The following is a 26003-nucleotide window of genomic DNA, read 5'->3' as shown; positions in this document are numbered from 1 at the left end:
ATGCAACCGCCCCTGTGGGAGCTGGCTTGCCTGCGATAGCGGTGTATTAGCGACACGCCAGTTGCTTGACATACCGCTATCGCAGGCAAGCCAGCTCCCACATTTGCCCGGTTGCGCCTGATAGACTCCGCAGACTTCTCCCATCGCGAGCCGCCCTCATGCTCCACGTGTTATTCAGCGTTTACCTGAAGATGCTCGTGCTCTACAGCCCGTTCTTCGTGCTGTCCTGCTTTATCAGCCTGACCCGTGGTTATTCCAGCAAAGAGCGTCGGCGCCTGGCCTGGAAAGTGGCCCTGGCGACGCTGGTGTCGAGCGTGTTGCTGTACTTGTTCGGCCGGGTGATTTTCAGTGTCTTCGGCATCACCGTGGACGCCTTCCGCATCGGCGCCGGCAGCGTGCTGTTTATCTCTGCCCTGGGCATGGCCCAAGGCAAATCCGCCGTACAGACCGACAACGTGCAGCAGGACGTGACCATCGTGCCGCTGACCATTCCGCTCACGGTTGGCCCCGGCACCATTGGTGCGCTGCTGGTAATGGGCGTCAGCCAACCGCACTGGGATGACAAGATCACCGCCATTCTCAGCATCGCCCTGGCCAGCCTGACGGTGGGCGTGGTGTTGTACCTGTCCAACCGTATCGAACGCATTCTGGGTGACCAGGGCTTGCAGATTGTCAGCCGGTTGATGGGGTTGTTCGTATGCGCCCTCGCCGCACAAATCATCTTTACCGGCGTGCGCGGCTACCTGGTGCCTTAAATTCGGTATTTGGCGATCGCCAATTGCACTTTATCGCCCGCGCTTTCACGCATCAGTTGAATCGTGTTTTCGTTGACCACCGAGGTATTCAGCACCAGGCAGGTCTGCCCGCTGAAGGCCTCGAACGAGGCGCTGTCCCACTCCAGAAACGGCAACCCCAACTGTTTGCTCACGCCGTGGGAGCTATAAGTCACCAGCACCATCGTCACTTCACCCTCGGCTTCGGCACAGGACGCCAGGCCGAAATCCCCGCCCTGGTGCACCGTGCTGTTGCGCATGAACAGCTCGAATGAAGCCGGTTGTCGCTTCAGCGCTTCGAGTGCATCAGCCGCCAACTTGGGCAGTACCGCGAGCAATGGCCCGGCCAGTGCTGTCGAGGCCAACATCGCGGCAATCATATTCAGTGCCGCCAGCTGCACGGTCAGGCCCTTGCCGGTGTGTGAGACCCGTTCGAAACGGCTGCGCACCGGCAGCCAGCCGAGGCTGACCATCACCTTGATAAATTCGTCGTACCAGGCCTCTGTGCCACGCTGTACCTTCAACACCTCGCTGACATAACTACTCGCAAGCAGGTAACTCTTGCGCACGTACTCGCGGTTGAGGGCGGACATACCCTCGATAAACGAGATGACCCCGTTGTTCACCACGGCCGCATTGCACTCATCGTCAGTCTCCACCGGCCCGGCAGGCTGTGTTGCAGGCGCCCCTGGCAATTTGTAGGCGGCAATCAATTTGCGCCTTTTCGCGCTGATGATCCTTTTGTGATGTCGCTCCATTTTTCAGTTCTCCACAAGCACCCCACATGGGGTTTGCCTCCACACTAGACGAGTGCCTGGCGGGCTATCCAGACGACAAACATCGCTTGGCTCGCCCTCCGAAAAAGGCTGACCCAGCAATTACAAGGCGTACCTCGCGGCCTTGCGTATTTCATCGATGAAAAAAGAAAAAGCTCCGAGCAGCGCCAGGCTTTCACCCAGCATTACTCGGAGCTTTCTTACGTGCGGCAGGCAGTTTTCAGGGGGCGGGCTTGTTGCCATACCAACGTGGCGTGTACACCCACTCACCGCCACCGGCGCGCGGGAACACACAGGTGGTGGATGAGCCGATCAGCACCATGGTGCGCATGTCGACCTGCTCGGGTGTCAATTGCCCAAGCGTGGTGACGCGCAGGGTCTGGCCTGGACGACCGATATCGCGCCCCAGCACCACCGGCGTTTCAGGCGTGCGGTGCAGCGCGACGATTTCCAGCGCGCGTCCCAGTTGCCATGGCCGCGAACGCGAGATCGGGTTGTAGAACGCCAGCGCCAGGTCGGCCTGGGACGCCAGGTCCAGGCGCTTTTCGATAATCGACCACGGCTTGAGGTTGTCCGACAGCGACATCACGCAGAAGTCATGGCCCAGCGGCGCACCCGCCTGGGCGGCGGTGGCCAGCGAAGCCGAAACGCCCGGCAGAATTTCCAGGTCGACCTGATGCCAGGCCGGGTCATTCGACTCATGCAAAGCCTCGATCACGGCAGCAGCCATGGCGAAGACGCCCGGGTCACCGGACGACACCACCACCACGGAACGGCCCTGCGCGGCCAGCTCAAACGCATGCCGCGCGCGCTGCATCTCTTCGCGGTTATCCGTGCAATGTTGTACCTGATCGGCGCGGAACGGCCCGGCCATGCGCACATAGGTTTCATAGCCCAGCACATCGGTGCAACGCGCCAGCTCAGCCTTGACGGCCGGCACCATCAACTCGGCGGCGCCAGGGCCCAGGCCGATCACCGCCAGGCGGCCACGCGGGCGACCGACGTGCGCCAGGTCCAGCGGTTGCTCGGCCACACTGATAACGATGTCCGCCTCGTGCGTGACGCCAGAGAAACGCAACGGCACACCCAATTCCAATGCAGCCTCATGCAGGCTAGCTTCGGCCATCTGCGTATCGCTGGCCAACAGGCAGGCCAGGGATTGCAGCGCAATGCCCGCGTCGTGCAATGCCGCCCGCACACGTTCAGCCAAGTGCGCGCCGGGCTTGCAGGTGACGCACACGGTCTTGGGGTAAATCAGCAATTCATTGGCCACCGGCGCACGCTCGGCGCTGCCCACATGAATCGCCAGGCGGGCCTGCTGATCCTGCGGCAAATTCGCCTGGTCCAGCCAGGGCGCTGCGCCTTCGATACGCACACTTTCGCCGGCCAGCAGGTCCGAGACAAAGCGCTTGCCCAGTTCCAGATCCGCCAATTGGTAACCCGCAGGCGGGTTGAGCAGGCAGGTGCCGAAACGCAGCTCGCCGCTGGTGGTGATCGCAGCAGACACGTCCAGTGCAGCGGCGATGTCCCGCGCCATCACGTTCACACCGCCAAGGCCACCGAGCAACGGCACCACAGCGCTGCCGTCTTCCGCCACGGCCAGCACGGCGGGTTCTTCGCCTTTTTCCAGCAGCAGCGGCGCCAGGGTGCGGATCACAATGCCGGCTGCACACAACGCAATCAGCGGCGTGCCGTGTTGATACAACTGGCGCAGGGTGGCGCCGAACTCGGTGTAGGTCTGGTCGGCGCCTTCCACGCGCCCGGCCAGGCCATGGATCAGCGCGCCGGGGTAAACCTGCGCAATCTTGCGCGCCGTGGCCAGGCTGCCCTGGCCCAGAATGACAATCGCCGGGCGCATCAACCTTGCCACCTTTCACCCGGCACGATGATCAGCGAGAAATACGGCGAAGACGCCGGGTCAACCTGATCCAGCGGCACGATTTTCTGGTTGGCCATGGTCGCGCGCTCCACATACAGCGCGCGCTCGGCCAGGCCGAGTTCTTCCAGCACCTGGCGCACCTTGGGGAAGTTGCGACCGAGCTTCATGATTACCGCAGCATCGGCGTCCGCCAGGCGACGCTTGAGGTCGTCATGGGGCAGCACGCCCGAGAGCACCGACAGGCTCTGATTGCGATACACCAACGGCGCGCCGAGCACCGAGGCGCCGCCGAGCATCGAGCACACGCCAGGAATGACATGGGCTTCATAACGCTCGGCCAGGCGGTCGTGCAGGTACATGTAGGAACCGTAGAAGAACGGGTCGCCTTCGCAGATCACCGCCACATCGCGCCCGGCGTCCAGGTGCGCGGCCACGTCCAGGCTGGCCGTGTCGTAAAAGTCGCTGATGACTTGCTCGTAGGACAGCGGCGCCGGCAGCACTTCGGTGGTCACCGGGTACACCAGCGGCATCAAGGTCTGTTGCGCCACCAAGTGGTCTTCGATGATGCCGAAGGCGTTGCCCTTCTTGCCCTTGGCCACGAAGTACGCCACCACCGGCGATTCACGCAGCAGGCGCAGGGCCTTGAGGGTGATCAGTTCCGGGTCGCCGGGGCCGACGCCCAGGCCAATCAAACGTCCACGTGCCTGCATTACTCGACCTCCGTGGCCAAGGCGTTGACCGCAGCGGCGGCCATTGCACTGCCGCCGAGGCGGCCTTGCATGATCACGAACGGCACGCCACGGCTGTCAGCCGCGAGCATGGCCTTGGATTCGGCGGCGCCGACAAAGCCGACCGGGAAGCCGAGGATCAGCGCCGGTTTCGGTGCGCCGGCGTCGAGCATCTCCAGCAGGTAGAACAACGCGGTCGGCGCGTTGCCGATCACCACCACGCTGCCTTCCAGGTGCGGACGCCACAGTTCCAGCGCAGCGGCGGAGCGGGTGTTGCCCAACTCACGCGCCAGCTCCGGCACGCTGTCGTCGCGCAAGGTGCAGATCACTTCATTGTTGGCCGGCAAGCGCGCGCGGGTCACCCCTTCGGAGACCATCCGCGCATCACACAGAATCGGCGCACCAGCGGCCAGCGCATCGCGCCCGGCCTTGCCGGCGCCTTCGGAGAACTGCAGGCCGTCAATCGCCTCGACCATGCCACAGGCATGAATGACCCGCACCGCGAGTTTTTCCAAATCAGCCGGGATGCGCTCTAACTTGGCTTCCGCGCGAATAATGGCGAAGGAGTTGCGATAGATCTCCTGACCGTCGCGGATGTAATCAATCATCGGTGTTGCTCCGTGAGCGTGCGCGTAACAGGGCGCCCGCCGCTTCAATGGAAAGAGTGCGTGCGTGCAGCCGGCCAAAACCCGGCTCGGCTGCCTCGCGAAAATAGACGTCGTAGTGGCCGGGGCTTACCGCCAGCAAGGTGACCGGCGCGGTGTGCGCGGCGGCGCAGGAACGCGGGCAGCCGGACAGGTGCACCTCGATGCCAGGTTGCAGCGCAGCCAATTGCAGGGCGTCGGCCTTGGTATCGGCCAGGCCTTTGCCGCAGCCGCTGGAACCGGTGCAGGCGATCAGGCGCGCCAGGGGTTGGTCGACTGAACAGAGAAAGCCCAACCGCTGCAAACCTTCAGTCACGGCGGTGTGGTTTTTAACGTTGGGCAGCAGTACGCCCTGCCAGGGCGTGAAGCGCAACGTGCCGTCGCCGAATGCGCTGGCCAACTGCGCGGCGCCTTGGAGCATGGTTGAATCCAGGCGGCCCAACGGCGCAACGGCGCCGACGTAGAACAGATCTTTTTGACGCTGTGGATAAGTTCCCAGGTGCAAACAAGCCCCACTGGCCGGGCGTTTGAAGCCATCCACCGGCAGCAGCGGCAGGTTCAGACGGCTCAGTAAGTTATCCACAGCCAGATGACGCATGCGGGTTTGCGTCGGGGTCGCCAGGTCGAGAAACAGCTCCAGCACCGCGACGACCAAGGCATGACCTTGCTCCAGAGGCACCGCCGCGAAGGGCGCATCCAACCCCGGGCAACCGGCCAGGCCGAAGGCCAACAACGTCTGGCCATCCCGTTCAAACGCCGACAACCACACGTCATGGTGATGCTCGAGCATCGCCAGGGCCTCACAGCCATCCAGTTGCACAGCGAATTTGGCTGACAGCTCATGGAAACGCGGATGGTTTTGCAGTGTCGCCAGGATCTGCTCGGCCAGCGGGCGCGTGTCGAACAGCATGTGCGGGTCGATGCCGGCGCTGGGGCTGAGCATCAGGTTGCGTACGTCGTCACCGGCGGCGTTGTTCGGGCCAAGGCCCGCAGCCAGCAGCAGGGCGATCAAGGCGTCCTGCTCGGCGCCGATCCCGCGAATCTGCAGGTTGGCGCGGTTGGTGGCCTCGATCACCCCGCCCGCATAGGCCTGGGCCGCGTCCGCCACCGCAATCGCCTGGGCCGCAGTGATCGAGCCACCGGCCAATTTGATCCGACAAATGCCGCCATCCAACGCCTGGACAATACGCAGCAACCCCGGACAAGCCGAGGGGCGCAAGGTATTCACAGCGGGCGTTGGGTTCACGGGGCTACCGGTTGACGGGTAAAGGCGCGGTATTATGCCTGCTTTGTCCGGCGGCATGAAAAGCCTGCCCGTCGGATGTCGTTCAAGGAATTCATATGTCGCCCTGGCTGACGGTTGTAGGCATCGGTGAAGACGGCTTCAAGGGGCTGGGCAGAAACGCCCGGCATGCCCTGCTGCGCGCCACTCGGATTATAGGTGGCCAACGCCAGTTGGACTTGTTGCCGGTGTGTATTCGTGGCGAGCGCGAGCTGTGGCCGAGCCCGTTTTCCCTGGAGCCGGTACTGGCGCGGCGCGGCGAGCCTGTGTGCGTGCTGGCCAGCGGCGACCCGATGTTCTATGGCGTGGGCGCCAGCCTGGCGCGGCAGGTGGCGGCTGAAGAATTGCTGATTTTGCCGGCGCCGTCGTCTGTTTCCCTGGCAGCGGCGCGGTTGGGTTGGCCGTTGCAGGAAGTGGTGACGTTATCCGTGGTGGCTCGGCCATTGGCGGCGCTTAACGCGCATCTGGCCAGCGGCGTGCGCGTGCTGGTGTTGAGCAATGATGGGCGCAGCCCGGCGGCGATTGCGTCGCTACTGGTTGAATCCGGGTTTGGGCCAAGCCGGTTGAGCGTGTTTGAACATTTGGGCGGCGCGGATGAGCAGCGTATCGATGGGCTGGCCCAGTCATGGGAACACGCCTCGGTCGCCGACTTGAACGTGGTCGCTATCGACTGCCTCGCCGACGCCAATGCACCGCGCCTGTCGCGCCTCGCCGGTCTGCCCGATTCAGCCTTCAAACATGACGGCCAACTGACCAAGCGCGACGTGCGCGCCATGACCCTCGCCCGCCTCGCGCCCATGCCCGGCGAATTGCTCTGGGACGTGGGTGCAGGCAGCGGCTCCATCGGCATCGAATGGATGCGCACCCACCCGAGCTGCCGCGCACTGGCGATTGAAGCCGATACCGGCCGCCAGGGCTTGATCGAACACAACCGCGACGCCCTTGGCGTGCCCGGCTTGCAATTGATTCGTGGAAAGGCGCCGGACGTGCTGCACGGCCTGGAAGCACCGGACGCCATCTTCATCGGCGGCGGCGTCACCCGCGATGGCGTACTCGACACCTGCTGGCAGCAGCTGCGCCCCGGCGGCCGCCTGGTGGCGAATGCCGTGACCCTGCAAAGCGAAATGACCTTGATGGCCTGGCGCGCCCAACACGGCGGTGAGCTGACGCGCATTCATGTGGCGCAGGCCCAGCCGTTGGGCGAGTTCGACACCTGGCGCCAGGCGCTGCCGATCACGCTGCTGGACCTGGTCAAGCCGTTATGAAACGCATCCTGCTGCTGGGCGGCGTGACGGAAGCGCTGGCCATCGCCCGCACACTGGGGCCGGAACATCTCTACAGTTTGGCCGGTGTGGGCCGTGTGCCTACCGACCTCACCTGCCAAGTGCGTGTCGGTGGTTATGGCGGGGCTGAAGGCCTCGCCCAGTTTGTTCGCGATGAAAATATCCGCTTGATCCTCGACGCCACACATCCCTATGCGGCTCAGATCAGCCGGAATGCCGCCCTGGCTGCGCAGTTGTGCGACATTCCTTGCTGGGCCTTGCGGCGACCAGCGTGGCAACCGCAAGCCGGGGATGACTGGCGTGAGGTCAGTGATTGGGCCGAGTTGATTGAAGCGTTGAAACCCTTCAAGCGCCCGCTGTTCACACTGGGGCGCGAGCCATTGCAGCACCTCGATGAAATCCCCGCCGATCAGTTCTGGACGCTGCGCGCGCTGGATGTGTATCCGGGAAATGCGCGCTGTGAAGTCATTGGCGCGCGTGGGCCGTTTCTGATCGAAGACGAGCGCGCGCTGTTTGAGCGGCGTGGGATTGATGTGCTGATCAGTAAGAACAGCGGTAGTGCGGCCACCGAGCCGAAGCTGGAAGTGGCGCGGGAACTGGGAATACCGGTGCTTGTCTTGAAGCGGCCGGTGTTGGCTGAGGTAGACCGAGAATTCACTACCGTGGCGGCGGTGCTACAGGCCGTCAACACGCTCTAAACACCACCTTTCCAATGTGTGGGCTTGCTCGCGAAGGCGGTGGGTCAGCCAATAAATCACTGGCTGACCCACCGTTATCGCGGGCAAGCCCGCTCCCACATTTGGATTGTGGCGGGCGCAAAATTTTGGCCAGGCACAAATAACTGTGGGAGCTGGCTTGCCTGCGATGGCGGTGGGTCAGTCAGCCTGGCCGTTACTGATACACCGCCTTCGCGAGCAAGCCCACTCCCACATTTGGTTTGTGGCGAGCGCAAAATTTTGGCCAGGCACAAATAACTGTGGGAGCTGGCTTGCCTGCGATGGCGGTGGGTCAGTCAGCCTGGCCGTTACTGATACACCGCCTTCGCGAGCAAGCCCGCTCCCACATTTGGAACTGTGTTATCAGGCTGCAGTTTTCGTTTGCCCGACGCCCTTATGCACTCGATCAGCCAGCAACTGCGCCAGCTCAATCAACTGCGCAACGCCGAGCAACTCCTCTCGTTTCGGGCCATCCAGGTCAAAGGCAAGGTCGCAACTCAGCGCATTGGCCGAGGCGAGTGTTTCGCTGAGATTGACCAGCAGGTCTTCGGTGCTGATTCCGTCGGCTACTGTAAATAGACATACAGGGGGATTGGGAGTGGGTTTAATCATTGTGAAGCTCCGGAGAAGTAAATAGGAGCTGCCATTGATCGCCGCGACGCGATGGGGTGGCAGCTGTACGCAGGTTCGCGGACCGATTCTCCAGAACACCGGCATACCCGAAGGTATCCCGCGCACAGCCGCCATAGCGCCGCACAGTAGACGATAAAAAAGCGCCAACTGAAAGGAGACGATGACGCTTTTGCGTCTGGAGAAATCCGGGCCGCGACGCCCGACCACTGTGTTCTCAGCGGTGCATGGAGACTAGAGTTCCACCTTCCTAGGGACAACCTTAAATCCTTGTGGGACGTTTCTGTAGAAGGCTCCCACATTGGAGTTACATAGAGGCTCAACAAGAAGCAGCCTACATCAGTACTAGAGGCGGCTGACTACCGAGAAGCGCATGCCTTTGGCCATGATCCTCAACATTTCGTGCACCGACGTTAAACATGAGGCTCATCACATGACTAAAAAATCCCGTGCGCGGGGCTTAACTCGACCTGTTGAACAGACGAATGTCGACTACATAGCCGCCAATCCAGAGTTTGCCCACGCGCTCGGCCTTGAAGCGGACGCCCTGACATCAGATAAACCCCAAGTCGCAGCACGGTTAAACCAATGGCTGAAAAAAGCGCAATGTCTACCTGACAGGAAGACACAGTTCGCGCGTTTCGATGTTGCCGACCATCTCTGTACACAAGAAGATATGGATGCTTACCTCGAAGCCAGCATCGAAGAAGACCCAGGCGATGGCTCATTGATCAAAATGGCGCGAGACGGCATTGCCCGCGCAACCAGCAGGCTCAACGCCCAGCAACAGCCGAGCACAATCCAACCTGTGGGAGCTGGCTTGCCTGCGATGCAGGCGACTCGGTCTTCCAGCCAGGCCAAGGTGATGCCATCGCAGGCAAGCCAGCTCCCACAGGGTTAAGATTGGCAATCGGTGGTTCCCGTCTATCATGAAGGCAACCACTGCGACACCAAACCACACCGCCGCTTTTTACTTATCCCCAGCGATCAGGCTAAATACCCACCTGATCGCTTAACCCTACGGATTGTCCGCCATGGCCCGTCAACGCTTTGCAATTGTGTGGATCGCCTGCTTTGCAGTGCTGTTCAACGCCTTTGCCATGCCGATGGCCAGTGCGATGCAGCAGTCCCAAGACCCTGTTCAGCAATTGCTGTGGGGCAGTTTCTGTTCGTCCAATGGCGCCAGCCTGAAGACGATTGCCCTGGGCAAGCTGGAGATTCCGGCGCCGCAACAGGACGACCACTCCACCATGCAGCATTGCTGGTGTTGCTCGGGCTCACCGCCGTTGGTGGCGTTGCCGGGGCATGTGCCGCAGTTGTACGTGACGCGGTTTGCGGCGGTGCAGAGCCTGCCGCCGCCTTCACTGCAAGCCCCTACGCCGCGCCAGCAATGGCCGAGCCTTAACCCGCGCGCCTCTCCAACGGTCTGATTTCTTCGCAAGTGAACTGCGTTTAGAACCGTTCTGGAGAACTGCCATGCTCAAATCTTCCCTGCTTCTGGCTGCGTTGCTGCTGCCGGTGTGTGTTGCTGCAAATGCCGATGACTACAAGGCCGGCGACCTGCTGGTCAGCGATCCGTGGTCCCAGGAGTTGCCGCCGAATGCGCCGACTGTCGCGGCATACTTTGTGATTCATAACACCGGTGAAACGCCGGACCGCCTGCTCAGCGTTGCGACGCCGGTGGCGGACAAGGCCGAGTTGCATGAGCATGTGATGCAAGGCGACTTGATGAAGATGCAGCAAGTGGAAACCGTCGCCGTGCCCGCCAAGGGTGATTTGACCTTCGCGCCCATGGCCTATCACGTGATGCTGCTGGGCCTCAAGGACCGCAGCCTGTTGGCCGATGGCAAGCAATTCCCGCTGACCCTGACCTTCGAAAAAGCCGGCAAGGTTGAAGTGGAAGTCTCGGTCCAGAAAACGCCGCCAATGGCCGGCCACGAGCATAAACACGCGCAATAGGCCAACGTAAATGGGCGCCCCTCGCGCCAGGTTATCCGCACACCGCCGCCAGCCCATGAGCCTGATGCGCGGCAGTTGGATCAGCCTGTTCGCCATGTTGATGATCTTTATCGGTCCGCTGATTTCCCAAGCGATGCCGATGGATCATCACGCCGGTATGTCGATGCAAATGTCGATGCAAATGCCCGCGGGCATGGACATGTCCGGCGGCCACGGCGAACACAAGCAAGCGCCTGACGAACACCACGTCCTCTGGGAAAAGTGCGGCTATTGCAGCCTGCTCTTCAGTTGCCCGGCCCTGCCCGGCAGCGTGTCCTGCGTCAGCCTCGGCACCCCGCCGCCGGCCAACGCCATTACCCCCGCCACCCGCCTGGGCCATGCCCGGCAAAGCATCTTCCCCGGCGCGCGCAGCCGCGCACCGCCCATCACTGCGTAAGCACTTCACCTCCTTACTTCACACCGGCCGACTTTAGACAGACAGCCGCAGGCTGCTGGCCGTGTTGTTTACGCTTGATTGATGGAATTTGTCATGTCCAGGTTTTCTGCTGACACCCGTTTGGGACGTACCCCCGTTTTCGCTATTCTGTGTGGCGCGCTGTTGGTGCCACAGGCACACGCGGATGATCACGAGTTGAGCCCCACGGTGATCACCGCGATTGCCCCCAGCTCGCCGCTGACTGTGATTACCAACCCGAAAGACCCGCGCCAACCGGTGCCCGCCAGCGATGGCGGCGACTACCTCAAGACCATCCCCGGCTTCGCCCTGGTACGCAACGGCGGCACCAACGGCGACCCGGTGCTGCGCGGCATGTTCGGCTCGCGCCTGAACATCCTCACCAACGGCGGCATGATGCTCGGCGCCTGCCCAGGCCGCATGGACGCGCCGACCTCCTATATTTCGCCGGAAACCTACGACAAACTCACGGTGATCAAAGGCCCGCAAACCGTGCTGTGGGGGCCAGGCGGGTCGGCCGGCACCATCCTGTTCGACCGCGAACCCGAGCAGTTCGGCGAGTTGGGCACACGGGTCAATGCCAGCGTGCTGGCCGGTTCCAACGGGCGCTTCGACAAGGTCATCGATGCCGCCGCCGGTGGGCCGCTGGGCTACGTGCGCGTGATCGGCAACCAGGCGCACGCCGATGACTACAAGGACGGCAACAACCATACGGTTGCCTCGCGCTACGACAAATGGAACGGCGACGTCGCCGTCGGTTTCACCCCCGACGCCGACACCCTGCTGGAACTCACCGCTGGGCGTGGCGATGGCGAAGCGCGCTACGCCGGGCGTGGCATGGACGGTTCGCAGTTCCTGCGCGAAAGCCTCGGGCTGCGTTTTGAAAAATCCAACATCGGCGAGGTGCTGGATAAGGTCGAGGCCCAGGTCTACTACAACTACGCCGACCACGTGATGGACAACTACAGCCTGCGCACGCCGTCGGGCACCGGCATGATGGCCGGGCCCATGGCCTCCAATGTCGACCGCCGCACCCTCGGCGCGCGGATCAAGGCGACCTGGCGCTGGGCCGATGTGCAGTTGATCAGCGGCCTGGACGCGCAGACCAACGAACACCGCCAGCGCAGCAGCATGGGCATCGACACCTACAAGGACCTGCCGCGCAACAAGGACGCCAACTTCCACAACTATGGCGTGTTCAGCGAACTGACCTGGTACGCCGCCGAGCGTGATCGCCTGATCACCGGCGCACGCCTGGACCGCGCCTCGGCCAAGGATTTTCGCCAAACCACCGGCTCGGGAATGATGTCGCGCCCCAACCCGACCGCCGATGACACCCGCGCCGAGACGCTGCCGTCGGGCTTTGTGCGCTATGAACACGACCTGGCCGACACACCCACCACCGTCTACGCCGGGCTGGGCCACGCCGAACGCTTCCCGGACTACTGGGAGCTGTTTTCCCCAAACACTGGCGCGGTCGGATCTGTGAATGCCTTCGATGGCGTTAAGCCGGAAAAAACCACCCAGCTCGACTTCGGCGCGCAATACAAAACCGCCGACCTCGAAGCCTGGGCCTCGGGTTACATCGGCCGGGTCCAGGACTTCATTCTGTTCGACTACAGGCCCGGCATGATGGGCACCACCTCCCAGGCGCGTAACGTCGACGCGCGCATCATGGGCGGCGAAGTGGGCGCGGCCTACAAGCTGACGCGCAACTGGAAGGCCGACGCCAGCCTCGCCTACGCCTGGGGCAAGAACACCAGCGACGGCAAGGCACTGCCGCAAATGCCGCCGCTGGACGCACGCTTCGGCCTGACCTACAGCGAAGATGATTGGAGCGCCGGCGCCCTGTGGCGTGTGGTGGCGGCGCAAAACCGCATCGACCAGAACAAGGGCAACGTGGTCGGCAAGGACTTCGACAAGAGTGGTGGCTTTGGCGTGTTCTCGCTGAACGCGGCGTACCGCATCAATAAAAACTTCAAGGTCAGCACCGGCGTCGACAACCTGTTCGGCAAGGCTTACGCCGAACACTTGAACCTGGCCGGTAACGCCGGTTTCGGCTACCCGGCCAATGACCCGCAAGCCATCAAGGAGCCGGGGCGTACGCTCTGGACCAAGGTGGACATGAGCTTCTAAAAGCATCGCAGGCAAGCCCGCTCCCACACTTGGAATGTATTCCCCTGTGGGAGCGGGCTTGCCCGCGATGGCGGCACAACGGACCCAAAAAAATTAAAGCCTTGCGGAGCCCAATGATGACCACTCAAAAGATTTCCTTCTACAACCTGGCCTGGCGCTGGCACTTCTACGCCGGGCTCTTCGTCGCGCCGTTCATGGTGCTGCTGGCCCTGACCGGCATCATCTACCTGTTCAAACCCCAGCTCGACCCGCTGATGTATGGCGACCTGCTCAAGGTACAAGCCGCCGAGCACGCACTGAGTGCCGACGAACAATTGCAACGCGCCCAGGCGGCGTATCCCCAAGGCAAGATCAGCAAGTACCTGCCGCCCGCCGACGCCACCAGCAGCGCGCAATTGGTGATGCACAACGAAGGGCGTGAAGTGACGGTGTTTGTCGATCCGTATCGCGGCACCGTACTCGGCGAACAGGATGCCAAATACAACCTGCAAGCCATCGCCCGCGCACTCCACGGCGAGCTGATGATTGGCACCGTCGGCGACCGTTTGGTGGAACTCGCGGCAGGCTGGGGCGTGATGCTGGTAGTGTCCGGCGTGTACCTGTGGTGGCCGCGCGGCAAGTCGTCGGCCGGGGTGTTATGGCCGAGGTTCAACACCCGTGGCCGAGTGTTCTGGCGCGACATGCACGCGGTTGCCGGGTTCTGGGGCGCGGCGTTTTTGCTGGTGATGCTGCTCAGCGGCATGACCTGGACCGGCTTCTGGGGCAAGCAATATGCCGAGCTGTGGAATCGCTTTCCGGCGGCGATGTGGAACAACGTGCCGCAGTCTGACCAACAGGCGCGCGTGCTCAATACCGCCAGCCAACAGACCGTGCCCTGGGCCATGGAAAACACGCCGATGCCGATGTCCGGCGACCACGCCGAGCACATGAACCACGGCGCCATGCACTCCGGCCCGGCGGCGCCCACGATTCGCCTGCAACAAGTGGTCGACCTGGCCAACGCGCGCAAGGTCGAGCCCGGCTACAGCATCACCTTCCCCACCACCGCCGAGGGCGTGTTCACCATTGCGGTATTCGCCAACGACCCGCGCAATGACGCCACCCTGCATGTGGACCAATACACCGGCAAGGTGCTCGCGGATGTGCGCTGGGCACACTACAACACCGTCGCCCGCGCCACCGAAACCGGGGTGATGCTGCATGAGGGCAAGATGTTCGGCTGGGTAAACCAACTGATCGTGCTGCTGATCTGCCTGATGATTTTGCTCAGCGCCGTCAGCGGCGTGGTGATCTGGTGGAAGCGTCGGCCTGCGGGTGGGCTGGGTGTGCCGCCGTTGCGTCATGACCTGCCGAAGTGGAAAACCGCGATGGTGATCATGCTGGGTCTCGCGATCATTTTCCCATTGGTGGGCGCTTCGTTGATCGTGGTGTGGGCATTGGATCGCCTGGTGTTGGCGCGCTTTTTTGGCCAACGTGAATCTGCCTCAGGTTCTGCATGAAGCCGGCGAGATGCCTATATCAGAGCCTTTCTGTAGCCTTGCGCGACTTTCGTCGCGCAGCCAATAAGTGTTAACTTATAACACTTTCTGCGTTATCGTTGCTCGCCGCGCCCGGCGGCGAGTACACCCTTCAAGAAGCGATTGATCGACCGATGAACAAGTACCTAGCGTCCGGCCTGTGCCTGCTCGCCTTGCACAACAGCGCCCAGGCCCTGACTCTGCCCGCCAGCCCCGTGACCGCGCCCGCCGTGGATGACGAACGCGTCGACCTTAACACCCCGACCACCGCCGGCTCGCGCCTGAACCTCACGGCCCTGCAAACCCCCGGCAGTGTCGAGAGCCAGACCGGCGAGAAGATCCGCGAACGCGGCGACGCCAGCGTGCAAGACGCCATCTCCCGCGCTACCGGCATCAGCCGCACCGGCACACCCGGTGACGGCGGCACCTCGTTGCAGGCGCGCGGGTTTACCGGGCAGAGTTCGGTGCTGCAGCTGTACGACGGCCAGCGCATGTTCGACGGCGCCGGCACGTCCACCTTCCCGGTGGACACCTGGTCGGTCGAGCGCGTTGACGTGCTGCGCGGCCCGGCCTCGGTGATGTACGGTCAGGGCGCTACCGGCGCGGTGATCAACACCCTCGCGAAAAAGCCGTTTGAAGGCGAGATCGAAAACCATATCCGCCTCGGCTACGGCTCCTACGACCGCCAGCAGCAAGCCCTGGACAGCGGCGGCTCGCTGACCGATACGCTGAGCTATCGCCTGAACGTCAACCGCCTGCGCAGCAACGGTTTCATCGCGCGTGGCGACTCCTCCAGCGATTTCGTCAGCGGTGCCCTGCGCTGGCAACCGACCGAGAACCTGAGCTTCACCCTGGCTCACGACTACGGCGACCAGACCCCACAGAATTATTACGGCACACCGCTGATCAACGGCCAGTTGCACAAAAGCCTGCGTGACAAGAACTACAACGTCAGCGACGACAAACAGCACTACAACGACCAGTGGACGCGCCTGACCAGCGAGTGGCAGCTCAACGACAACGTCACCGCCACCAACGAGCTGTCGTACCTGAAAAACCAGCGCCGCTGGCAGAACGCCGAGAGCTACAACTATGTCGACGGCGGCCTCGCGCGCCAGAGCTACCTGGGCATCAAGCACGATCAGGAACAGGTCGGCGATCGCCAGACCTTTACCTTCAAGCACACGCTGTTTGGCCTCGACAGCCAGACAGTGACGGGCGTCGAGTACAACCGCATTCGCTTCCGCCTGGCCAGCAACGCGCCGTTCACCGATGCAACGGAGCAAGGCCAACCGGTGGATATCAACCACCCAGTGCCGCAGCCGTTTGAAAGCGCCAGCCCGTTTATTGCGCAGTCTGTGACTACCACCAAACAGCTCGCCGCCTTCGCCGAAAACCGCCTGCAGTTGACCGACAAACTCTCGCTGATCACCGGCGCGCGCCGTGACTATCTGCACATCGACAGCAACGACCTGACCACCGCGAACCAGGACGCCGACAGAACCCTCACCGGCAACAACTGGAAAGCCGGCCTGGTCTACGCGATCACGCCGGACACCTCGGTCTACGGCCAGTACGCGACCAGCACCGACGGCGTCGGCAGCCTGATCAGCTTGAGCCCAAGCCAGCAGCAGTTTGGCTTATCCACCGCCAAGCAGGCCGAAGTCGGCATCAAGCAGGCGTTCTGGGACTCGCGCGGCGAATGGACATTGGCGGCCTATCACATCGTCAAGAAGAAGCTGCTGACAGACATCCCCGGCACCACGCTGCAACAACAAGTCGGGCAGCAATCTTCAACGGGCCTGGAAGCCAGCCTCGACCTGCAACTGCCTAACGCCTGGCAATTGCAGGCGAACGCCGCCATTGTGCGGGCGAAGTACGATGACTTTTCCGAAACGGTAAATGACCAGGCCGTGTCCCGCGCCGGCAACCGTCCGGTGGACGTGCCCAACCGCACCGCCAACCTGTGGCTGAGCAAGGCCGTGAGCGACAATGTGCGTGCCGGCGCCGGCATGCGTTACGTCAGCGCGCGGTATGCCGACACCGCCAACACCCGCGAAGTGCCGAGCTACACCGTGGCCGATGCGAGCATGTCGTGGAAGGCCATGCGCAACACCACGCTGGGGCTGGAACTGAACAACCTGTTCAACCGCACTTACGCCGTCAGCCAGTACAACAACGGCCAACAGTGGATTTTGGGCGAGCCGCGCTCGTTCTTCGTGACGGCGGATTACACCTTTTAACGGAATGTCACACACGCCAGCTCCCACAGTTGAACTGTGTTGAACCAGAGAATAACGATGACCTCACTCACCCTCACCCAGCTTGGCTGGACCCCACCGGGTCACGACCACTGCAATCACCGGTTCCAGCTGCGTGAGGCCAGCCTGCAGGTCGCTGTGGGGGAGTTTGTCGGGTTGATAGGGCCTAATGGCAGTGGCAAGACCAGCCTGTTGCGGTGCGCGTATCGCTTCAGCAAACCGGAGCACGGTGACGTGCTGCTCGACCACCAGAACGTGTGGAAGCAAAGCGCCAAGTGGTGCGCGCAACGCATCGCCGTGGTGCTGCAGGAGTTTCCCGACGCCTTCGGTTTGCGCGTGGATGAAGTGGTCGCCATGGGCCGCACGCCGCACAAGGGTTTGTTCGATGGCGACACGCTGCACGACCAGCAACTGATCCAGAAGGCACTGGCGTCGGTGGGTATGCAGGGCTTCGAAGACCATGCCTTTGCCACCCTCTCCGGCGGTGAAAAACAGCGGGTGATTCTCGCCCGCGCCTTGGCCCAGCAACCGCATTTGCTGATCCTCGACGAGCCGACCAATCACCTCGACCCACGCTATCAGCTGGAGCTGCTGCGGCTGGTCAAACGCTTGAATATCGGCACCCTGGCGAGCATCCACGACCTGAACCTTGCGGCCGCCTTTTGTGATCGCCTGTACGTGATCAACCACGGGCGCATCGTCGCCAGCGGCACGCCACACCAGGTACTGACCGCCGAATTACTGCGCGACGTGTTTGGCGTCGAAGCCCTGATAGACACGCATCCCTTGTCCGGCTACCCCCGAATCACCTGGATAACCCAACCATGATCCTGCGCGCCCTGCTGTCTCTCGCCCTGTCGTTCGGCACCGCTCAAGCCTTCGCCGACGCGACCCATTACCCGCTGACAATCAAAAGCTGCAATCGCGACGTGACCTTCCAGGAAGCGCCGAAACACGCGGTCAGCCACGACATCAACATGACCCAGATGATGCTCGCCCTGGGCCTCAAGTCGCATATGGCCGGCTACAGCGGCGTAACCGGTTGGAAGTCGGTCACCCCGGAGATGGCCCACCTGCTCGACGGCCTGCCGGAACTGGCCAGCAAGTACCCGTCAGTGGAAACCTTACTCAATGCCAGCGTGGATTTCTTCTTCGCTGGCTGGGACTACGGCATGCGCGTGGGCGGCGACCTGACGCCGCAAACCCTGCAACCCCTGGGCATCAACGTGTACGAACTGACCGAGTCGTGTGCGTTTGTGATGAAGCGCCCGCCCGCAACCCTGGAAGACACCTATAACGACCTGCGCAACCTGGGCAAGATCTTCGACGTGCAGGACCGCGCCAATGCTTTGATCGCGCAGATGCAGGCGCAAGTCGCCGAGGTGCAAAAGGACCTGCCCGTCGACAAGCCGCGCGTGTTTCTCTACGACAGCGGTGAAGACCGCGCCATGACCTCCGGCCGCCTGGGCATGCCGCAGGCGCTGATCGACGCGGCCGGTGGGCGCAACATTCTCGATGACATCGACGCCAGCTGGACCCGCGTCAACTGGGAGACCGTGGTGGAGCGCAACCCGCAGGTGATCGTGATCGTCGACTACAGCGAAGTCACCGCCGAGCAAAAACAGCAGTTCCTGCTCAACAACCCGGCCCTGCAATCGGTGGACGCCATCAAGAACCAGCGGTTTATCGTGATCCCGTATGTGCAGGCCACGCCGGGCATCGATAACGTGCTGGCGGTGGAAACCCTGGCCAAGGGGTTTCACGGCGAATGATTACCCGGCGCTACGCCTTGTTGCTGGTCGCGCTTGGCGCGTTGTTGCTGGTCTCTTGCGTGATCTCGCTGGGGTTCGGCTCGGCGCGGGTGCCGGTGGACGTGGTGTGGCGGATTTTGCTGAACAAGGCGTTCGGTATCGGTGCGGTGAACTGGAGCACCGGCCAGGAACATATCGTGTGGCTGATCCGCGTGCCGCGCATGTTGCTCGGCGCGCTGGTGGGCGCCGGGCTGGCGTTGATCGGCGCAGTGTTGCAGGCAGTAACGCGCAACCCGCTGGCCGACCCGCACCTGCTCGGGGTTACCTCCGGCGCCACGCTTGGCGCGGTGATCGTGGTGCTGCATGTGGGTGAAATCATCGGCCTGCTGACCCTGCCCATCGCTGCGTTTATTGGTGCGCTGCTGAGCATGCTGGTGGTGCTGGCCGTGGCCAGTCGCAACGGGCGCCTGGAAAGTGATCGCCTGCTGCTGTGCGGCGTGGCGGTGTCGTTCGTGATGATGGCGGTGGCCAATTTGCTGCTGTTCATGGGCGACCACCGCGCCGCGTCGGCGGTGATGTTCTGGATGCTCGGCGGCCTGGGCCTGGCCCGCTGGGAGCTGTTGGCGATCCCCGCCGCGACCGTGCTGCTGGGATTGCTGTTGCTGCTGGGCATGGCGCGGCCGCTGAATGCGTTGATGGCCGGCGAGCAGACCGCCGTGACCCTGGGCCTGAACGCGCGCAACGTGCGGCTCAAGGTGTTCCTGGTGGCGTCGCTGATGACCGGCGTGCTGGTGTCGATCAGCGGCTCCATCGGTTTTGTCGGGTTGATGGTGCCGCACATTGCCCGGCGTTTGGTCGGTGCCGAGCATCGGCGGTTACTGCCCGTGTGCGTGCTGCTGGGCAGTGTGTTCCTGGTGTGGGTCGACGTCGCCGCGCGCACCCTGATCGCCCCCGAAGACCTGCCCATTGGCGTGGCGACGGCGGCGATTGGCGGGTTGTTTTTTATCGGCCTGATGCGCAAGCGCTGAAGTCAGAGTTCGTCTTTTGCCGGTGCGTACCAGAACTCGTCGGCTTCCGGTTCTGCCTGCAACTCACCGACGCTCCACTCTTCAGCGAGCAAGCCCGGACGCGACCAGAAGGCGTCGGGGACCTGCACCGACAAACTGCCCTGGCTGCGCAATCGACTGACCAACACACTCGGGTCCGGCGCGCCCCCCGCCTCCAGCAGCTCCGTTTCAGCCGCGGTAAACGCCGGCACATACTTGAGCATCGCCCCACCTCGGCAAGACAGGTAACAACTCTTGGCATCGGGCGCATTCCTTTTGACCAGCGCCAGGTAGTCGCGCAGATCATCCTTGGAGACGAAGTTCTCCAGCAGATCCTTATCAATCTGCGCATAGCTGGACGTCGACGGTATCGCCTTGTAGAACGCCTGCACGGCGGCAATTTTATAGGTGCTCAACACGTTGCCCGGCGGCACGTCGAGGCCTGGATGATCAACCCGGAATAACCGTTCCAGGCTGCGTGCAGCGCCGGTGCCCTGATCTTCCACCGGCTCGATCGCGACATACCCCGGCGTTTGCCCCGGAACCAGTACCGCGCCCACATACTGCTTGGTCTTGTAGGGCGCCACCAGCCGTTGGGCATAGCGGGCTGCGTCATCGGGGTAATAAAACACCGGCCCGCAGTACGAATGAACATGCGGGTCGTCGGCAAACGTGTGGGGCGTTCTTTTCGGCACCCAATCGGCCGTGACCCGCTCCTTTCTGCCCCAGACTTCACTGGTGCCGCGAATGTCCAGTTCACCCACACCGGCGAGGCGGCGCACATAGTCTTGGACCTTCAACGAGCCTTCGAGTAATTGCAGGCGGTAGTCCGCGCTCGTCCATGGGTAGAGTGGCGAAGTCTTGGGAAACACGTACTTGAGCAACGCGCCGTCGCCGCACAGCAAATACAGCGGCAGCACACCACCGTTGCGCGCATACAGAGTGAATTGCAGGGCCTTGGCGATGTAGTGAGGCGGGAAAAAACTGTATGCCATTTCATCATCGGCCGGGGCGACGGCAACCGTCGAAGCGCAGAGATACAGGCCATCGAGCACATACCCTTGGGGCAACTGGCCGTCGAGAAAAACCTGCTTGAAGTCGGCCAGGTTTTCTCTGACCAGCGCCAGCGTCGTCATGTACAGCGGCTTGTTGACTGACTTGAGTACATAACCGAACGCCACGTCGGTTTGCGGCGCGCAATGGCGCTGGGCGTAACGAACGGCGTCATACGCCTGGGTGAAGATCGGGCCGCAAGGCGCGTCGGCGAATACCTGGCGAATATCCCCAGGCTGGGGTTGCGTTTGATACGGCACAAAACCCGCGGTTATCTTCCTGGGCTCGCCCCATACGCTGTCGCCCTTTACCACACGCAGTTCACCGGCCTTGGCCGTCTCAATGATGAACGCCTGTGGCGAAAGCGCCCCGCTGCGCAGCTGCTCTTCGACAAGGTTGTCGCTGAAGTCCAACTTGACCGGGCTCAGTGGCGTCAGGCGCTGCTTGAGCAGCACTTCCTCGGCAGAGTCCGACAGTTGGTAGCTGAGGATCGAACCCGTGGCGCCGAACACATACTCCTGTTTGATCGGGTCCTGGCGGTGCAACAGGCTCGACAGCACCGCGCTCGGCAGCATGGTTTTGTACAGGGCTTTCTGCTCGGCGGACAGCAGCAACGGGACCTCTTGATCCAACATAGACCGATAGCGCGCCACCATCGCGCTGCCTCCGGGGTACAGCCCTACCGCAACCGCCTGGTCCGGGTAAATCCAGTTCAGCGCAAACCCCTGCATCGGAAGCGCCAGCGGCTCAGTCGCGGCGAACAACCCGTTGGGTAACCGCAGAATCACCCCGCCATACGCCCGCTGCCAGCCGTTGCCGATCATGGCGGCGGCATAGCGGGCCGCGTCATCGAGGGTGGCGAAAGCCGGGCTTAACCGGCGCGCAGACAACGTCGCATAGTTCCTCCAGTTGTTGTCGACCAACCCGGTTTTGTCCCAGCACTGACTCGTGCGAACCACGTGCAGCGCGCCCTTCACGGCCCACTCCCGAACAAAGTCCGCTGGAGCTTTCTGACCGGAGTTCAACTGTTCCTGCGCCTGAATCAGCGACCTGTCGGCCAGGCCCGCACTTCTCACGTCCATCGGCGCAGGCACATACCGCAGCAGCGCGCCATCCAGGGTTGAGAAGTAAATCGGCAGGGTGTTCACGCCCTGCCGATTAGCCGCGTAGAGGGCCGTGTACAACACATCGGGCGTGACAAAAAACAGCGTCAGCCACGCGTTCGAGGTATTCAGCCCGGTCGGCGACCATTGCTGCGAACGAAACAGCCCATACAACACAAACCCGTCAGGCAGGCGGTAGCCGTCATCGGCGGTGCGCTCAAACAGGCTGTTGAGATTGAACAACTTTTGCTGCCCCGCCACGCCCACGACTTCGCTGGCAATGTACTGCTCCTGGTCCTTGTGCTTGAGAATGAAGGCAAAGCAGGCCTGCTCGGCAAAGTTTCGCCCATGCACTCGCCCGTGCAGGTTACGCGCAGCCGCGTCGGCACTGTTGAACACGGCGCCGTAGGTGGCGTAGTCGGGCGGGCCAGACCGTGGCGTGTAGCTGTAGCTGGGCGTCCAGTCTTCGTAGATCACCGAGCGCGGCCCCCACAATGGGTTGCCCTGGATGATCTTGAAATCCCCGGCTTCGGCCACGCGCCGGACCCAGTCGGCGGGCCGGATCTGCCCGTTTTCAAGGCGCTTGGCCAGGCTGCTGCTGCCGACTTCCGGGCCGATGTTACCCAGCAGCACCTCTTCATGGGACGAATGGTTTGGGGTGTATTCCAACAGGCAATTCTGCGCACCCGACAGGTACGCCACCCGGCCGGCCGTGATGATCGAGTACATTTCCGCGTCGGAAAACCCTTGCTGGATGATCTGCGCCTCATCCCGCGTCCAGCCACGCTGTGCGACCCAGGTCGGGTCGGCCATCGACAGGGCCGTGTGGGAACCGTAGCGCCCGTGCAACACATAGGGTTCCGGCGGGATCAGCGGCCCCTGGTTGTCGAACGGAAAGAACAGCGTGAAGGCAAACGGGTTGGCCACACTGGCGATGGGTTCGGTGATGACAAAACGACCGTCTGCGTCCTTGAGGATATAACCGCCGTAGCTGCGGGCTCGCCAGTTGCCAATTTGCTCGTGGGCATACACGGCCGCATCCCGTGCAGAGAGAAACGAACGGCTCAAGGTGGCCTTGTAAAACGACATCAGCAGGTTGGAGCGGTTATCCAACATGCCCACCGTGCGCCATAAACCTCCGGCCTGAACCACCGACAGATCGGTCTCGGCAATGACCCGGCGCACATAGTTTCGGGGGCTCAGCGTGCCGTCGACCATGGCCGCCTGTGCGCCGTTATCGTCAAGCTCACCCTCGTTTTTTTGCCTGACCAGCTCAGTAGTGGCCGTGGCCTCGGGCACTTTGAAGGCCAACAGGGCGCCGTCTGAAGCGTGCATGTACAGGCGTAACCCACGCGCCGGGTCCTGAATGCCCAGGGTGGCCCGCGCCTGACGGGTCGCGGCCACCACCTGTGCAGGGGTAAAGAAGGTGCTGGCCAGCCAGTTTTCCCGCGCCGCGACTTCGTCCTTCTCGTACCAGCTATTGAAGTAAATAGCCTCTAATCGGAAGTTGGAAGGCAATCGAAGTTTGCCGTCGGCGCGTTTTGGGAACACTTCGTTTGGCGAAAACAGCGGCTGACGCTTGGGCACTGCCAGCGTCGCCACAAAGGCGTCCTCACGGGTGTGCTTGAGGACAAAACCCATGGCGCCTGCAGTGGGCGAGCCAGCAGCCGAAAGCGCACCCAAAACGGCCGTATCCGCCGTTGGGAACACCGAGGTAAAAAAGGGTTGTTGTGCAGTACTGCTGCTGGTCACAGGCGTGTTGATTCGCCAGCCTGTTTTCACCCGGCCGCGCATGCCGCCCCACACCTTGTTCGCAATCAGCACCCACAGCTCACCGATCTGCGCCAGGTTCCAGATCGGGTTCTCGAAATCACTTTTGCCCTCAAGCGTGCCATCGCGCACTTGCTGGGCGAAGGTATTTTCCGCTGCCGAGCCACTGCTGACATATTTGAGCAGCACGTTATCGGGCCCGGAGAAATAGTGGGTCTTGGCGAATGCTCTGTTTCTGAAGCTGAAGAGCTGGTCCGGCATGGAGTAGAAATTGTTGAACACCACGACTTGGTCGGTCGTGAAGTAGGGAAACATCCTTTGGATCTGTGCCGCATCCGCCGGATGGGAGTGGTAGAACGCCTCGGCGCTGTAGCCATCGGGGGTGATGAAGTTGCCTCCACTGTCCACGGCCAACAGGATCCGGTGATCGAAGCTATTACGCTGGTCCGGCACCGGGTGGGTGGCGTAGTAGCGATGGGCGCGCTTGAGAATCACGCCGCCGTACTCGACATCGCGCCGTGTGCCGATGGCCTCGTGTGCCCAATGCGCGGCGTCGTCGGCGCTGATAAAGGCCGGGCTCAGGGCAGGTAACTTACCAAGGTCATGTGAGGGGTGGGCTTGAGTAATGTCCATAAGTGTCTCGCTGACAAGAGGGTCGCGGGCGCGTCGGTGCGCCTCACGTAGGGCCTCATGCTGAAACATCCTTGCCGACCACTTGCGCTGCATATCTACGCCTGCGCCCTTTTTCAGGGCTTGGGGTGCACACGACGCTCATCGCGGCGCCAAGTTGGTGCGCATCTCCCACGTCGGTATCGGCCGGCCCCCGCCATTACGCGTGTTAAGTCGCGCAGGCACAGCCTTTGCAAAGTCCTGTGTATCTGCCCCACAAAAAAATCGGTTTACGGAGATCGCACCATGCAGCGTCGTAGCTTGATCAAGGCTTTTACTTTGTCGGCATCCATTCTCGCCATGGGGTTGACCTGGACCGTGCAGGCCGCCGAGACCATCAAGGTCGGCATCCTGCACTCGCTGTCCGGGACCATGGCGATCTCCGAGACCTCGCTCAAAGACATGGCGTTGATGACCATTGACGAGATCAACGCCAAAGGCGGTGTGAACGGCAAGATGCTCGAACCGGTGGTCGTCGACCCGGCGTCGAACTGGCCGCTGTTCGCGGAAAAAGGCCGCCAGTTGCTGACCCAGGACAAGGTCGCCGTGGTGTTCGGCTGCTGGACCTCGGTGTCGCGTAAATCGGTGTTGCCGGTATTTGAAGAACTCAACGGCTTGCTGTTCTACCCGGTGCAGTACGAAGGCGAAGAAATGTCGCCTAACGTGTTCTATACCGGTGCGGCGCCGAACCAGCAGGCGATCCCGGCGGTGGAATACCTGATGAGCGAAGAAGGCGGCGGCGCCAAGCGCTTCTTCCTGCTCGGTACCGACTACGTGTACCCGCGCACCACCAACAAGATTTTGCGTTCGTTCCTGCACTCCAAAGGCGTAGCGGATAAAGACATCGAAGAGGTCTACACCCCATTCGGCCACGCCGACTACCAGACCATTGTGGCCAACATCAAAAAATTCTCGGCCGGTGGCAAGACCGCGGTGATCTCCACCGTCAACGGCGACTCCAACGTGCCGTTCTACAAAGAGCTGGCCAACCAGGGCTTGAAAGCCACCGACGTGCCGGTGGTGGCCTTCTCCGTGGGTGAAGAAGAACTGCGCGGCATCGACACCAAACCGCTGGTGGGCAACCTCGCGGCCTGGAACTACTTCCAGTCGGTGGAGAACCCGGTGAACAAGAAATTCGTCGCCGACTGGAAGGCCTACGCCAAGGCCCACAACCTGCCGGGCGCGGATAAAGCCGTGACCAACGACCCGATGGAAGCCACGTACGTGGGCATCCATATGTGGGCGCAGGCGGTTGAGAAAGCCAAGTCCACCGATGTCGACAAAGTGCGCGAAGCCATGGCCGGCCAGACCTTCGCCGCGCCGTCGGGCTTCACCCTGACCATGGACAAGACCAACCACCACCTGCACAAGCCGGTGATGATTGGTGAGATCCAATCGGACGGGCAGTTCTCGGTGGTGTGGCAGACCGAGAAACCGATCCGCGCCCAGCCGTGGAGCCCGTACATTCCGGGCAATGACAAGAAGCCGGATTACGCCGTGAAGAGCAACTAATCCGCTGATCGTTCCCACGCTCCGCGTGGGAATGCATCCCGTGACGCTCTGCGTCACAACG

At 62.3% G+C, this 26003-nt stretch carries 21 protein-coding genes; 14 read left to right on the top strand and 7 right to left on the bottom strand.

Going from position 1 to position 26003, the window contains the following annotated elements; genetic code table 11:
- The first annotated feature begins 158 nt into the window (after positions 1–158).
- Entirely contained in the window at positions 159–755 is a 597-nt protein-coding gene (locus tag L8I05_RS27310) for a MarC family protein (RefSeq protein ID WP_003217330.1), read from the top strand.
- On the opposite strand, the gene L8I05_RS27305 is transcribed toward L8I05_RS27310, so the two are convergent.
- From L8I05_RS27305 to cobG, 5 genes are all read right to left on the bottom strand, one after another.
- A complete protein-coding gene (locus tag L8I05_RS27305; protein WP_242175042.1) occupies positions 752–1531 on the bottom strand; it encodes a hypothetical protein in 780 nt (259 codons plus the stop codon). The two genes, L8I05_RS27310 and L8I05_RS27305, sit on opposite strands and share 4 nt — an antisense overlap.
- Before the next feature lie 238 nt (positions 1532–1769).
- On the bottom strand, positions 1770–3407 hold the full coding sequence (gene cobJ / locus L8I05_RS27300) for a precorrin-3B C(17)-methyltransferase (RefSeq protein WP_242175040.1): 1638 nt from the start codon (positions 3405–3407) through the stop codon (positions 1770–1772).
- A complete protein-coding gene (locus L8I05_RS27295) occupies positions 3407–4138 on the bottom strand; it encodes a precorrin-2 C(20)-methyltransferase (RefSeq protein ID WP_242175038.1) in 732 nt (243 codons plus the stop codon). Before L8I05_RS27295 ends, cobJ begins: the two co-directional genes overlap by 1 nt.
- Positions 4138–4764: a precorrin-8X methylmutase gene (locus L8I05_RS27290; protein ID WP_159953946.1), complete on the bottom strand. Its 627-nt coding sequence runs from the start codon at positions 4762–4764 to the stop codon at positions 4138–4140. Before L8I05_RS27290 ends, L8I05_RS27295 begins: the two co-directional genes overlap by 1 nt.
- Positions 4757–6103, bottom strand: coding sequence for a precorrin-3B synthase (gene cobG, locus L8I05_RS27285; RefSeq protein ID WP_242175036.1), 1347 nt, complete (start codon positions 6101–6103; stop codon positions 4757–4759). The genes L8I05_RS27290 and cobG overlap by 8 nt, the downstream gene beginning before the upstream one ends.
- A gap of 38 nt (positions 6104–6141) precedes the next feature.
- On the opposite strand from cobG, the gene cbiE reads away from it, so the two are divergent.
- Together cbiE and L8I05_RS27275 are read left to right on the top strand one after the other, a co-directional pair.
- Positions 6142–7347: a precorrin-6y C5,15-methyltransferase (decarboxylating) subunit CbiE gene (gene cbiE / locus L8I05_RS27280; RefSeq protein ID WP_242175031.1), complete on the top strand. Its 1206-nt coding sequence runs from the start codon at positions 6142–6144 to the stop codon at positions 7345–7347.
- Positions 7344–8063, top strand: coding sequence for a cobalt-precorrin-6A reductase (locus L8I05_RS27275; RefSeq protein ID WP_242175029.1), 720 nt, complete (start codon positions 7344–7346; stop codon positions 8061–8063). The genes cbiE and L8I05_RS27275 overlap by 4 nt, the downstream gene beginning before the upstream one ends.
- Positions 8064–8444: 381 nt before the next feature.
- On the opposite strand, the gene L8I05_RS27270 is transcribed toward L8I05_RS27275, so the two are convergent.
- Positions 8445–8693 carry a DUF6124 family protein gene (locus L8I05_RS27270; protein WP_242175027.1) on the bottom strand — a complete coding sequence of 83 codons (249 nt, stop codon included), beginning with the start codon at positions 8691–8693 and terminating at the stop codon, positions 8445–8447.
- A 391-nt stretch (positions 8694–9084) separates the two neighbouring features.
- On the opposite strand from L8I05_RS27270, the gene L8I05_RS27265 reads away from it, so the two are divergent.
- From L8I05_RS27265 to L8I05_RS27220, 10 genes are all read left to right on the top strand, one after another.
- On the top strand, positions 9085–9612 hold the full coding sequence (locus L8I05_RS27265; RefSeq protein ID WP_242175023.1) for a hypothetical protein: 528 nt from the start codon (positions 9085–9087) through the stop codon (positions 9610–9612).
- A 133-nt stretch (positions 9613–9745) separates the two neighbouring features.
- Entirely contained in the window at positions 9746–10141 is a 396-nt protein-coding gene (locus tag L8I05_RS27260) for a DUF2946 domain-containing protein (RefSeq protein WP_177017409.1), read from the top strand.
- A 46-nt stretch (positions 10142–10187) separates the two neighbouring features.
- Positions 10188–10670 carry a copper chaperone PCu(A)C gene (locus L8I05_RS27255; RefSeq protein WP_242175019.1) on the top strand — a complete coding sequence of 161 codons (483 nt, stop codon included), beginning with the start codon at positions 10188–10190 and terminating at the stop codon, positions 10668–10670.
- A gap of 10 nt (positions 10671–10680) precedes the next feature.
- Positions 10681–11106 (top strand): DUF2946 domain-containing protein, encoded by a 426-nt coding sequence (locus L8I05_RS27250; protein WP_242175018.1) that lies wholly within the window; start codon positions 10681–10683, stop codon positions 11104–11106.
- A 93-nt stretch (positions 11107–11199) separates the two neighbouring features.
- A complete protein-coding gene (locus L8I05_RS27245) occupies positions 11200–13260 on the top strand; it encodes a TonB-dependent copper receptor (RefSeq protein WP_242175017.1) in 2061 nt (686 codons plus the stop codon).
- A gap of 116 nt (positions 13261–13376) precedes the next feature.
- Positions 13377–14759 (top strand): PepSY domain-containing protein, encoded by a 1383-nt coding sequence (locus L8I05_RS27240; RefSeq protein ID WP_242175015.1) that lies wholly within the window; start codon positions 13377–13379, stop codon positions 14757–14759.
- Positions 14760–14911: 152 nt separating this feature from the next.
- Positions 14912–17020 carry a TonB-dependent receptor gene (locus L8I05_RS27235; RefSeq protein ID WP_242175014.1) on the top strand — a complete coding sequence of 703 codons (2109 nt, stop codon included), beginning with the start codon at positions 14912–14914 and terminating at the stop codon, positions 17018–17020.
- Between the two features lie 57 nt (positions 17021–17077).
- Entirely contained in the window at positions 17078–17866 is a 789-nt protein-coding gene (locus L8I05_RS27230; protein ID WP_242175011.1) for an ABC transporter ATP-binding protein, read from the top strand.
- Complete coding sequence (locus tag L8I05_RS27225; RefSeq protein WP_242175009.1) at positions 17863–18810, top strand: ABC transporter substrate-binding protein; 948 nt, start codon at positions 17863–17865, stop codon at positions 18808–18810. The genes L8I05_RS27230 and L8I05_RS27225 overlap by 4 nt, the downstream gene beginning before the upstream one ends.
- Positions 18807–19817, top strand: a complete 1011-nt coding sequence (locus L8I05_RS27220) for an iron ABC transporter permease (protein ID WP_242175008.1) — start codon at positions 18807–18809, stop codon at positions 19815–19817. Before L8I05_RS27225 ends, L8I05_RS27220 begins: the two co-directional genes overlap by 4 nt.
- 2 nt (positions 19818–19819) lie before the next feature.
- Here the strand turns inward: L8I05_RS27220 and L8I05_RS27215 are convergent, their stop codons facing one another.
- Positions 19820–24394 carry a DUF4329 domain-containing protein gene (locus tag L8I05_RS27215; protein WP_242175006.1) on the bottom strand — a complete coding sequence of 1525 codons (4575 nt, stop codon included), beginning with the start codon at positions 24392–24394 and terminating at the stop codon, positions 19820–19822.
- A 282-nt stretch (positions 24395–24676) separates the two neighbouring features.
- Here L8I05_RS27215 and urtA point away from each other — a divergent pair, with 282 nt between their 5' ends.
- Positions 24677–25942, top strand: coding sequence for an urea ABC transporter substrate-binding protein (urtA, locus tag L8I05_RS27210; RefSeq protein ID WP_159953932.1), 1266 nt, complete (start codon positions 24677–24679; stop codon positions 25940–25942).
- Positions 25943–26003: the final 61 nt, after the last annotated feature.

This window comes from Pseudomonas sp. MONT-RG-20F-20-E-7-02 (genome assembly GCF_022662395.1).
In the GTDB taxonomy this organism is placed as follows: domain Bacteria; phylum Pseudomonadota; class Gammaproteobacteria; order Pseudomonadales; family Pseudomonadaceae; genus Aquipseudomonas.
Note: the sequence above shows the minus strand (reverse complement) of the source record. Positions and strands in the feature narration are given on the sequence as shown.